The organism is uncultured Dokdonia sp., from assembly GCF_947496725.1.
GTDB lineage: Bacteria > Bacteroidota > Bacteroidia > Flavobacteriales > Flavobacteriaceae > Dokdonia.
Genome location: NZ_CANMDS010000005.1, coordinates 62,845 through 74,652 on the forward strand (window position 1 = coordinate 62,845; position 11,808 = coordinate 74,652).

An 11,808-nucleotide genomic window follows, 5' to 3' on the forward strand; every position below is an offset into this window, starting at 1 on the left:
AAATAGTTACTTTATCTTATAAGTTACCTCTGTTGCAGGTTGTAATGTGTAGTTTGTATCAATACCATCTTGAGTGACAATAATCGCTACTTTTTTGCCACTTAGTAGCGTGATGGTTAATTCTTGATTGTTTACTTGAGTCATTATATCTGCCCCTTCTGGAATTTCAATATTTATTGTGTCAATAATCGCTTTTGAAATATTAAAGTAAATGGAGGTGTTTCCTTTAGATAGTATTTTTATACTGCCATTATGAAGTGACCACCCTTTTAAAGATGGGTTTTTATCAGTCTCTAGTATGCGGGTGTCATAAGTGCTATAAGGATAAAGTACAGTAATAAAACTATGTGATGCTTCTCCTTCTTTAGAAACGGTAGACCACTGTTTTCCTCTTTTTCCAGAAGTAGTTACACGATCCACCTTATTGAGTTGGTAAATATCTAGACCGCTTCCGTTAGAAAAATTAGAACGTAAGAGTTCGGCACCATTTTCTGTGGTGTAGTGACCTTGCCATTGTTGCTTATAGATATGTGCTTCTTTAGCGTAAAAATTATCTTTCACGATCCAAAAATCACCTTCTACAGAGATTACTTGTCTTGTGTATGTAACCCCTTTTTCCTCAAAGCCATCGTGGCTGCCTATAAAGAGATCTATAGATTCGTTAGAGAGCCACCCCAGCACCTTAGGTTCGGGAAGACTTTTAAATTTACCAAAACCACTTCCTCCTTTATTAGATGTGTAGTCTTTACCTTGAAGTATGTTGTCTGCAAGTGCAACATTTTTTACTTCACTATTTTTAAATAGTTCTAGGTCATCTAGTGAGTAGCGTACCTGGTAATTAGGTAAAATTACGTGCTCATTTGCCATTGCTTGTATGCCTAGCATATCACCGTGCTGGTGGTCTGGCTTGTCTTTATCTAGACCTGCAGATATTATGAGCATTTTATCACTAGCCTTCCAGCCTTCTCTCATTATATAATAGCCTGTGTCTTTAAAAGCATATGACTTTGTTTCTGGTGGTGTTGCTTTTATAGATTTTAATCCTTCTAGTTGATTACGGCTTAGGTACCATAAATACTTAGGTTGTACTGCTTGCTTTGCAAAATGTCCTATTGCTGGATCATCAAATAATAGGTAGCCTAGTGTAAGCGTCCCAGAGATGTCATTTTTTTCTGCCCAAGGCGTATCTGTATCATCAGATAGTACAGGAGCGCTTCCGTCTGGATAAGCAACTTTAGTGAGCGTTGTAAATAATGATTTAAGCTTGTCTTCCCATAGTGCACTTACTGGCATATTGCTTTTTTGAGCCAATTGGTACACATAAAAATAGTTGTCTATATCGCTCTGGTGGTAATGTATAGTACGTTCAAACTGAAACCCATCTTCATTAATCTCTCTTTTAAGATGCTCTTCTAGAAGAGACATAGCGTGTGTATACCACACATCTGCATCTTTAAAGTCATTTAATATTATAGCAAGTATAGCCAGTGCAGAGAGACCTCTGGTCTGGTGATTACCAGCTTTAAACTCTTTATTGTTTTTATATAAATGTGCTGCGTGTTGAAGTAGTGTGGCTATAGTGGTAAGTTGATTCTTGTCTGTGTATGCTGCTTCTCCCAGATATCCATTATGTATTTGAAGCCAGTTTAAAATGCGATAACCAGATCTAAAAGACTCATACACGCCATTACCATCATTTATGGTTTCAAAACTATTAGTAATTAAAGCATTATTAAGAGATGCTAGTTGCGATGTATAATAGTCTATGTAAGATGGGTTTTTATTCTCATAGCGGTATAAAAAGGCAATGTCTACCATTTTATGTTGCCTAGCAAGGTGTCTTAAACCATATGCATTAATAGGAGTCCCATTTTTATAGCTAAAAGGTAATTTCCAAAACGTGCTATCATCAAATTTATCTAGGTGATCTTGAGCTCTAGCCGTATGATATGTCTCCATCTTAGGGTAAAGACGTTTGTACTCTTCAAAACGCGTGTCTGTCTCGTGCCAGTCATAAAAATAACGAGAGGCAAAAACAGTTCTAAAATGTAGGGCGAGACCAGATTGAGAAACTTCACCCAGATCTTTTTGTACACTAGTTTTGAGATATGGGAATATATCATCTATAGCAATTACCCGCTCAGAAGGAATATGCTGTGCATATCCGGATAGGGTAAGTAATAAAAAGCATAGCTGGACCCCATATTTTTTAAAACGCTGTAACATTAGTAAACTAACTTAAGTTTTAAGTTTTGCACCACTTTAATCTCTCCAGAGTTTGAAATCTTATTATCCACAGGTTCTTGTCCTTTTTCACCCCACAGTACTGCAATGGTTTTTATAGGGTTATTTGTAAAGGTATTTTCGGCAAGAGTTACGTTTACGATGCCTCTTGTTTTTAATAAAATATTACTCTTCTCTTGAGCGCCACATTGTGTAAATGTATTGCCACGCACGACAAGGCTACCGCCTATAGTAGACTCGTCATAACCACCACGGTAGTAGTCTAGCACATTCATCCCTACATTTGTAAAGTTGTTGTCTTCTACAAAAACAAAAGCCGCGTTATAATCTCCTTTGTCATTAGTTTCCTTATTAAGTTGGATACCTCTTGCAGTGTTTTTTATGGTGCTATTTTTAATTGAGATTGTATCTGCAAACGACGCTTTACTAGTTTCTAACACACTTTTAAAACCATCTATCTCAACATTATCTAGCCATAATTCATATGCCTGGCCCATCCCTTTTTCTAGGGTTGCAAATGCGTCTGTACCTTTATCACCCTTAAGTATAATGTTTGATAGCTTAAGCTTTGCTCTGGGTTGTAGTTCAAAACCCTTGGTAGCGTTTTTAAAAGTAATCACGGGTCTGTTAGTCGTTGCTGTAGATTGTAGGGTTACCGCTTTCGCGAAAGCGTAATTACCATCCACCTCATAAGTGCCAGGTGCTATATTTATGGTAGTGCCTTGGCTAGCATTTTTTATAGCTTTTGCCAGTTCTGCTTCTGTCGAAACAGTTATTGTTTCTGGGTCGTTTTGCGCAGGTCTGGTGTTAAACCAAGAGGTCCCGTAGTTTGAGATATCTAGCAATTCTTTATGATTACTTGATACCGAAACAATAGCTCCGGCACGGTTAGACTCGTCACGGCTGTTACCTAATAAATCTTGATCTATACGGTCAAAATCAAAACCGTTGTAAAGTTCATTTTGCGCTCCTTGAGGTGCAGAAAATAAGTTGTCACCTTGTGATAGGTCTAACGATTTTGTAATAATACCATCTGTCTTATAATCGCTCGTGTTTTTTACATTTATAAAGTTGCTCTTAAAAGTCACTCCTGTTATGGAGTCATATGTTTTTACAACACTCGCAGTGGGCGCATCTGTGTATATAAGATTATTTGCTACCACCATACGCTCTGCTCTTGCAGATCGAATCTCTGAAGCGGGTAACACCTCTGCCTGACTTAAATTTGCTCCTACACCAAAATGCCAAGGCGTCTTTGAGTTTATAAAAGAGTTATGCGCAACCACAACATCTGTCACTTGGTTATAACGATTAAGTGGAGATTTTGGGATACCATTCATCACGGCAAGCGGTGCTCTAAACTCGTTTCCTTTTAAGTTATAGAAGTAGTTGTTTACAATCCAGTGGCCCGTGTTTATAACACGTATACCACCTATAAATTCTGAATTGTCATTACCTATAAAGACGTTGCCATCTATAGTAGCATAATTACCGTGTCTTAATACCAGTGAACCCTCAGATTCAAAAAACACATTGTTTTTAAATGTATTGTAGTTACTCTTACTAGAGATAATCTCTACCTCACCATTACAACGTTCAAAATAATTGTGCTCTACATTTACATATCCTGGTGTCATAGAGGTATAGCTGTCTCCCAGTTGCAGCGTCTCTGCACGTGGACCTCCTTTTCTAGGGCGTGGGCCAAAATGGTTGTCTTTAATCTGGTGATAGGTATTTACATTTTCATTACCCTTAAGCATCACACGCAGGGTAGGACCTTGGTTTGTTTTGCCAGTGATGTAGTTATGGTCAAAGCTGTTATGTTGCCCCCACAGTTCTATCCAGTGGTTTTTACTATCTCGATCTGGGTTTGTAAAATCTTCTATCACACAGTCTGTCACTGTAGAGTGATAAGCAATTCTTGAATCATCTATTTTATATCTTATTACCGCTTTTTCTGTCGTAAATCCATTTTTAAAATGTAAACCACTCACTTGCAAGTACGACCCGCCCAGCTTGAGTGAAGAGTTACCCTCTAAGATAACCTCACCTGGAGTTTCGGCTGTAAGAGATATGGGGTTTGCTTCTGTACCCTCACCATAAAATTTTATGGCAGCATCTGTCCAAACACCGTTTTTAAGCACAATATGATCTCCGGGTTCTGCATTTTTAATAGCTGTGTTGAGCTCGTCTATGGTAGCCACGGTCTGGCTTGCATCTAGTGCTGCCTCTTTACAGGCGCTTAAAAGTACGAGTGAGCAAAGAAGTATGAGATGTTTATACATAATGTGATTATTGATGTTTTAAGAGCGCTTTCGCGAAAGCGTACTATTAATGTGTAACCTCTATATTATAGTACTTAAGCGTGGCAAATGCCTGTGCGTCTGTACTGGTTAAATAATTACCTGCTTTAAAGTAGTTTTCAAAAGGCCATTTCTCTAGACTCACGTCCTCATAGATTAATGGACTTTGATCGTTGAGCTGTATTTCTAAACGGGCGTCACTAGCTGTAATGCTCAAACTAAAAGGTTCAAATCCTACATAACCCATATTGTCTTTTATGTCTTCCCAAGTATCGCTTGAGGTGTCTAGTAATGCATCACCCTCTGTAGACTCATCTACTAGTGATTTTTTATGAGACCAGATGTAACCGTCTTTCCAATACATTTTTAAGAGAGGTGGGCCGTTATTAGAACTAAAGCCGTGGGTCTCCATATCTTCTTCAGATATGATACCGTGTATTTGCATTACGATAGTGCGATGATAGTCGTTACTTGAGTTACCATCTTGAGATATGTCTTCCATTTTAAGATTACCAGAGAGTATGCCTCCTTGTGCAAGAGTCCAATTTTCTCTCGAGTTAGAAGGGTTTATGAGCTCTCTTAACTCTGTTCTAGAATAACTACTGTTTGCTGTAGATGAAGCTGGATATACGTGAAAAACGAGTGAGGTGTCCTCTATATCATCATACATAAATGGTGTAATTGCCTCTATGTTTTGATACCCAAAATTAACTAGTTGTGCTGGTTGATATTCGTCTGGGCTTCCGTTATTATTTTCATCAACAGGTAGTGTCACTTTCCAGTTAGAAAAATCTATTGGGGCATACTGGCTAGTATCTGTCTCACCATCTGTAGTGCCCTGTGTATCTTCTACTTGTGGTGTAGGTGTAAAAGGGGCATCATCTCCCTCATCTGTAGACGAGCAAGAGATACTAGCTACACATAATAAGAGGATAATAATATACCTATATTGTGTAGATTGTAGCATACATTGTAGGGTGATTACTGTTTGCATTTAAATTTTTTAAACTGGTTTTCCAAATTGGTTTACCAGTTATGCGTCTCAAATATAGATATAATTATAAGACTCGCAATATTTTGGCGTAAATTTTACGCTATTGCAAATTATTACCTACTATAATTGTTTAATTTGAGTTTGTTGTTTTCTGGAAGTCACGATTAAATTATACACAAAAAGGAATTTTAACTTAGTATAATGAGTATGTATTATTTATTAATCGTAATATTGCAATCAAATAATATAATAAGATGGGATTAACAAAAACCGAAATGTTTACAGATGAGCAAAACCAGATTTCACTTTTTTCAAAAGTATTTGGTCACCCTGCTCGTGTAGCGATACTGCAACATTTATTTAAAATAAATAGTTGTGTATGTGGCGACCTTGTAAATGAAATAGGTCTTGCACAACCTACCATCTCACAACACCTTAAGGAGCTCAAAAATTTAGGTTTAATAAAAGGTAATGTAGAGGGTACGAGTGTTTGCTACTGTATCAATTCAGAAAATTGGACACGTATGAAAGAAGTAATGCAGCAATTTTTAGATCAAGATATTGTCGCAACAGATTGTTGCTAAAAAAAATTATTCTCATTAATCGTATAATCGCAATAAACAAATAGAATTATGAAACTGTCAGAAGTAAAAAATGTACTTAATGGGTTGGAGACAATTTCTTTCCAACTACCAAGTGGAGAATTAGTGCCAAGTCATTTTCACGTGACTGAGGTAGGTAAGGTGTCAAAGCACTTTATAGACTGCGGTGGTACCGTGCGAAAAGAGGAGGTAGTAAACTTCCAACTATGGAATGCAGATGATTATGACCATAGACTACATCCAGAAAAGCTGGTAAATATTATTGAGCTTTCTGAAAAGATATTAGGTATAGCAGATCTAGAGATAGAAGTAGAGTATCAAGCGAGCACCATAGGTAAATATGGACTTGATTTTAATGGGTCAAGTTTTTTACTAACCTCTAAACAAACAGATTGTCTAGCAAAAGATCAATGCGGTATACCTGGCGTAGAACCGGCTGTTGAGACTGTCGCAGAGACAAGCTCTTCTTGCTGTGGGCCTAATAGTACGTGTTGTTAATCACATTTTATAAAGAAACCTATATGACCACAACAGCGTCAACACTATATCCAAAGATCAATGATTTTATAGAGGGGTTAGATATACATAGTATTACAGAAGAGCGCAAGGAGACCCTTGAACCGTTAGTAGCGTTTGTTAAAGAAAAGCACAGGCAGCAGGAGATTATAAGACTCAATTTTATATGTACACATAACTCTAGAAGAAGTCATCTCGCTCAAGTGTGGGCACAGGTTATGGCTTACTATTTTGAGGTAGGGAAGGTATATAGTTATTCTGGCGGAACGGAGCGTACAGCTCTTTTTCCGGTAGTTGCCACAACATTAGAAAACACAGGTTTTTTAGTAAAGACTATTTCTAGTGGTGATAACCCTGTTTACACAATAAAGTTTGCAGAAAATGAGCATCCTGTTATAGGGTTTTCAAAAAAGCTGGATGATACTTTTAACCCTAGTGCAGGCTTTGTAGCAATAATGACCTGCTCGCAAGCAGATGGTGGATGTCCCTTTGTAGCCGGTGCAGAAAAGCGTGTGCCTATTACATTTGAAGATCCTAAGGTGTATGACGGAACTCCACAGCAAAAGGAAAAATACCTAGAGCGTAGTACACAAATTGCAACAGAAATGCTTTATGTGTTTTCTCAAGTGAAAGGATAGAATTGATGCGTCATATTTATACAATAAAGAAATCCTCTTAGTTTTATACTAAGAGGATTTATTATTAATGCTTTTTTATCCTTAGGTTTAAATGCGTTTATATACTTTCTTGCTTAGGAGAGCTACAGCTATAATGAGGCTAAGTATAGAAAGAAATGATACCTGTCCCATAGAAGCTTTCTGAATATTTATATCTATAAACTCATCTTCAGTTACCGAAAGCGATAGCGAGTAATTATTATCCTTATTAAGTATAAACTTTGTTTTTTTAAAGTCTTCTTTAAGTATAAGTAGGGCACTCTTACTGTTATGTATATTCTTAAATAGCGTGTTAGTTAAGTCTATAGTCTCAAGATCAGAAGGCACCTTAGTTAACGTAAATAATACCTTTGTCTCGTGACCTAGTTGCACTTTACCATTAGTAAGGATGTAATTTTGATTCTCATTAAAACTTAGGTTAAGATTCTGTGCAATATGATTTAAAACCATTTCTCTAAACTCCTCTGGAGTCTTATATGGAGTGCTGGCATATGCTTGCTTTATTTCTTGCTGAAATGCAGTGAGAGAAGCATTAATTTGTAATACCCATACATCATTTTGCTTTTCTGCTAAGATAATCGTAGAGGCCTCTGTTTGATGAGCAAAACTCACTGATGTTATAAAAATCACTAGAGCCGAAAGAAGAAACTTTTTCATAATTCTAAATTTAGTTTGCATAAGCCCCTTTGAGACCATTTATGAAGTTGTTGTTGCCAGCGTTATCTACGTGATAGTGATAACCTCTACTGACATCTGTATGACCGCGAAGCTCATCAAGATCTGAAGCAGCGATTCCTTCTTGATTTTTATTTTCATAGATTCCGTGTCCATCTAGTGCATATCCTATAAGTGCGGCGTGACCATCTTCTTGTTCTACTTTTAGGCTAATGCCCGTTGCTGCGTGATAGTGATATCCTTGGTGTACATTAATATGACCTCCCGCATCATCAAATGGGGCTAATGTATAAGCTCCTAAAATGTTATCTACTGGTGCTGGTGCAGAAAATTCAACTCCGTTAAGGGCGATACCTCGCGTAGACGGTGCACTATTTTGTCCAGGAGGTCCTCCTGGGCCTGTAGCAAAAAGTGTAGAAGTATTTTGTAATACTGGAGTTATAGGTATTAGGTATGTTTGAGATATATCTGTGATATAAGAAGGTAAACATTCTACACAAAAATTTTCATACTCTTCACCCACAGCAGGGTTTGCTGCATTTATACAATCTTGTTCTGTGTCTGTGACGTATATGTCACCGTTTTCATCATACATTAACCAGTTATCATCTTCATAAAAGGCTGCCATATTTTCTATAAAAGCGCCATCTACATCATAAACTTCGCCATTTTCTAACCAGATCCCTCCCGCGTCTGCTCCATCTGCTATGTTATCTGGACACCAAGGCCCCATCTCGTGGTCAGACGGAGTACTGTTTGTGATAATCTGATAGCAATCTGTATTTGTGCCATCTGAGAGTGTGCAGGGTACAATGGTTAAGTTAACACCGTTTGTTGTGAAATTTTCTGGGTTCACATTTACAACTATTGCGTCACTATTGTTATCACTATCCTGATTAGAATTGTCATCATTAGAACAAGATGTGCAGCTCATCATTCCCAAACAAAGGATAATAATGGCACTTAGGTAGATTTTAGAATGTTTCATAAGTATAGTGTTTTCTGGGATTATTTTTCTTTTTTTAAAGTGTTTATATCTGCTATAAGTTGCTGTACAGATGTTGTGTTGAGACCATTGTAAATACCTCGTATATGTTTGTCTTTATCTATGAGCACAAAATTCTCCGTATGTAGAAACTCATCTTCGGTTTTATTGAGACCTAAATCTTCCTCTATGAAGTATTGATTTCTACCTAGGTCATATATTTCATCTCTTGACCCTGTTACAAGGTGCCATTTATCTTTTGCAACTCCGTTTTGACTTGCATAGTCTTGTAGCACTTCGCTTGTGTCGTGTTGAGGGGTTACAGAGTGTGAGATTAATAGTATTTCTGGATCATCTATAAAGGCTTGCTGAATTGAAGCCATATTTTTTGTCATTTTTGGACATATGCCTGTACAGAATGTAAAGAAAAAATCTGCTACGTATATTTTATCTTTAAAAGTATCTTGTGTGATAGTATCGTTATACTGGTTATATAATTTAAATGGCGCTACTGTATGTAAGGCGTCGCTAGTGGTATAAGATGCATCTAGCCATAATGAAGTAAATGTGGCTTCGTTATAATATGGGAGGATTTCTACACGACTTGAGGCTGTATTTGTATCTGTACAGCTTATAATGCTTAGTATAATGATAAGGCTAGCGCTCCACAAGTTGCACTTGCTCATCATCCAACTGAAAGCAGAGATTTGCTCTTTTGAGCCCAAATATTCTTCCATTTTTTGCTTCATAGTTGTTATAAATTTTTCCGTTTTCTCTCCAAGATTGCTGTAGTCCTTCTTCTTGACCGTTTACAAGGGTAATTACCTTAAACTTAACGCCGCTTGTATACCATTGATATTGCTTGCCGTGGGCAACGCCATTTTGATAATTTGCTATAGATCGTTTGTTTCCATTATGCCACCAGGTGCTGGCCTTTCCATCACGTATGCCATTATTATAATTTGCTTTAAAACTCAAGGTGCCGTCTGGAAAATACTTTTCTTGAGCGCCGTGCTTTTTTCCTTTCGCGAAAGCGGTCTTCTCAGAGATACTTCCATCAAGATATATGCTTGTTGCAACCCCTGTAAAAGGCTCTCCCTTATAATAGAAAAGCCCTTTGTGGAGGTTTAACTCGTTTAGTGTGACGGCTAATTCAAACTTTGAGTTTACTGAGGGTGTATAGTTTGTGACTTTTGCCTCAGTATTACGGTTACAGCTTATAATCAATAAGCATATTATGAGTGTTAGGCTATAGTATCGCATTTGGGGTGCCTTGATAATCTCCAGGAAATATGATGTAGTACTGGTTAAGATAAAGATCATCTTGTATGTGGTAATGATACTCCTCTTGATCTGTGTGTTGTGTGGTTGAGGTATGCCCTCCAGATGCATCTAGATCTTCTGGATAGCTACCAGTGCTTGAACAAATACGACCATACACAAAAAAACCATCGCTTATAATCCCTATAAGGTTGTCATCATTGTTGCTAAAAGCCTTTGGCTCTAGGTGGTAGTGATAACTTTGTGGACCCGTGTGTGCTGCTGTGTAGTCTAGTGATGGTACGGCATCATCTAGTGGTACGTTAGGGCCTTCTTGATCATCATAAATCATAGCGCCACTTACAGCAATACCTATAGGGCCAAGACCTGTAGCCGTGGTAGTACTTGCTAGTTGTGGTGATGAAGAAACGGTAAGCGAGTATGAACCATTAAAATCATCTATATTACCAGGTGCCATCATCTCATAAGTTGTGAGAGTGGGCTCTACAAAGAGTGGGTGATTCTCATCTGCTGCTGGTGTTACGAGTACATTACCCATAGGATCTGTAGCGGTACGCTCTGTAGTATTAGACCAGTAGGGAGAGGTATGGTTAGGGTAACCATTACTCTCTATAATAACATTAGAACCGCTTAGTAGGACTGAAACATTATCTTGATCAAACTCTGCAAAAGCTGCGTGAAGTTCTGCGGTTGTATCGCCGTCATCTGTCGTTGTAGTAGTGTCATCATTATCATCATTATCATCATTACTACAAGCTACAAGTATCACAATTGCAACACTTAGTAGTAGTGAAAGTGCTACTAGATTTTTTTTGATGGTCGATTTCATAATTGCTTTTTAAAGGGTTTGTTTTATAAATGTACCGTGTTTGTCTATGCTGTTTTTTAAAATTCTGTGAACGCTAGTTAGTTTTAAGTGAATGGTCCTAAAAGCTGTAACACAGGTTTTTAATGTATATGGTTAATTGCTGAATGTGTAAAAAAAAGGAAACTCCATAATTTCTTATGGAGCTCCCTAACCAAACATCAATCAAACAATTTATATACTATTTCTTACCTCTCGGTTCTCTTCTTTTAGGTTTTGGAGCTTTTTTGAACTCCTTTTCTGTGATAAAACCATCTTCGTTAGTATCTACTTCTTTAAAAGCCTCTTTAAGTGGTCCTTTTATTTCTGACTTGTCGAGCTTATTATCTTCATTTGCGTCCATATCTTTAAGTAATTGTGCAAATGTAGGCGGCTCTTTTCTATCATTATTTCTTTGCCCTTGAGCACAAGAAACAGATACAATACCTAGCGTAAATACAATCGCTAGTGCGCTCATTTTAAAATTTATCTTTTTCATAATAATTGTTTTTGTGTTACGCTTATTTGACTCCAAAGTTGGCAATTAGTTAATTGCAAATAGGCTGTTTTCTGCCAGTTGCCTTTGGTTTTCTGCGAGTGACGTATTACTATCTATAAATGAGATAAAACAATAGCTGTAATTGCCTCAAAACAGCGATTGTATGAATTTTTATTTACGTTATTTGC

At 37.3% G+C, this 11,808-nt stretch carries 12 protein-coding genes; 3 read left to right on the plus strand and 9 right to left on the minus strand.

All coding sequences use genetic code 11. The features are described from left to right. Positions 1 to 6: 6 nt before the first annotated feature. From Q0948_RS11565 to Q0948_RS11575, 3 genes are read right to left on the minus strand one after another with little or no spacing between them, the layout of a single operon-like run. Complete coding sequence (locus tag Q0948_RS11565) at positions 7 to 2,226, minus strand: heparinase II/III family protein (protein ID WP_298352719.1); 2,220 nt, start codon at positions 2,224 to 2,226, stop codon at positions 7 to 9. After that, positions 2,226 to 4,529: a chondroitinase-B domain-containing protein gene (locus tag Q0948_RS11570; RefSeq protein WP_298352722.1), complete on the minus strand. Its 2,304-nt coding sequence runs from the start codon at positions 4,527 to 4,529 to the stop codon at positions 2,226 to 2,228. Before Q0948_RS11570 ends, Q0948_RS11565 begins: the two co-directional genes overlap by 1 nt. 46 nt (positions 4,530 to 4,575) lie before the next feature. After that, positions 4,576 to 5,541 carry a polysaccharide lyase family 7 protein gene (locus Q0948_RS11575; RefSeq protein ID WP_298352725.1) on the minus strand — a complete coding sequence of 322 codons (966 nt, stop codon included), beginning with the start codon at positions 5,539 to 5,541 and terminating at the stop codon, positions 4,576 to 4,578. 254 nt (positions 5,542 to 5,795) lie between these two features. On the opposite strand from Q0948_RS11575, the gene Q0948_RS11580 reads away from it, so the two are divergent. From Q0948_RS11580 to Q0948_RS11590, 3 genes are read left to right on the plus strand one after another with little or no spacing between them, the layout of a single operon-like run. Next, positions 5,796 to 6,125 carry a metalloregulator ArsR/SmtB family transcription factor gene (locus tag Q0948_RS11580; RefSeq protein WP_298352728.1) on the plus strand — a complete coding sequence of 110 codons (330 nt, stop codon included), beginning with the start codon at positions 5,796 to 5,798 and terminating at the stop codon, positions 6,123 to 6,125. 48 nt (positions 6,126 to 6,173) lie between these two features. After that, positions 6,174 to 6,641 (plus strand): DUF6428 family protein, encoded by a 468-nt coding sequence (locus Q0948_RS11585; RefSeq protein ID WP_298352731.1) that lies wholly within the window; start codon positions 6,174 to 6,176, stop codon positions 6,639 to 6,641. A gap of 23 nt (positions 6,642 to 6,664) precedes the next feature. Next, positions 6,665 to 7,297, plus strand: a complete 633-nt coding sequence (locus tag Q0948_RS11590; RefSeq protein ID WP_298352734.1) for a protein-tyrosine-phosphatase — start codon at positions 6,665 to 6,667, stop codon at positions 7,295 to 7,297. A gap of 87 nt (positions 7,298 to 7,384) precedes the next feature. On the opposite strand, the gene Q0948_RS11595 is transcribed toward Q0948_RS11590, so the two are convergent. The 6 genes from Q0948_RS11595 to Q0948_RS11620 all read right to left on the minus strand — a co-directional run bounded on the left by Q0948_RS11595 (position 7,385) and on the right by Q0948_RS11620 (position 11,620). Further along, on the minus strand, positions 7,385 to 7,993 hold the full coding sequence (locus Q0948_RS11595; RefSeq protein ID WP_298352739.1) for a hypothetical protein: 609 nt from the start codon (positions 7,991 to 7,993) through the stop codon (positions 7,385 to 7,387). A gap of 10 nt (positions 7,994 to 8,003) precedes the next feature. Then, complete coding sequence (locus Q0948_RS11600) at positions 8,004 to 8,999, minus strand: YHYH protein (protein WP_298352742.1); 996 nt, start codon at positions 8,997 to 8,999, stop codon at positions 8,004 to 8,006. A 20-nt stretch (positions 9,000 to 9,019) separates the two neighbouring features. Beyond that, positions 9,020 to 9,685 (minus strand): SCO family protein, encoded by a 666-nt coding sequence (locus Q0948_RS11605; protein WP_298352745.1) that lies wholly within the window; start codon positions 9,683 to 9,685, stop codon positions 9,020 to 9,022. Then, entirely contained in the window at positions 9,654 to 10,223 is a 570-nt protein-coding gene (locus tag Q0948_RS11610) for a toxin-antitoxin system YwqK family antitoxin (RefSeq protein WP_298352748.1), read from the minus strand. Before Q0948_RS11610 ends, Q0948_RS11605 begins: the two co-directional genes overlap by 32 nt. Positions 10,224 to 10,245: 22 nt before the next feature. Then, a complete protein-coding gene (locus Q0948_RS11615; protein WP_298352751.1) occupies positions 10,246 to 11,106 on the minus strand; it encodes a YHYH protein in 861 nt (286 codons plus the stop codon). A gap of 217 nt (positions 11,107 to 11,323) precedes the next feature. Beyond that, positions 11,324 to 11,620, minus strand: a complete 297-nt coding sequence (locus Q0948_RS11620) for a hypothetical protein (protein ID WP_035326904.1) — start codon at positions 11,618 to 11,620, stop codon at positions 11,324 to 11,326. Positions 11,621 to 11,808 lie beyond the last annotated feature (188 nt).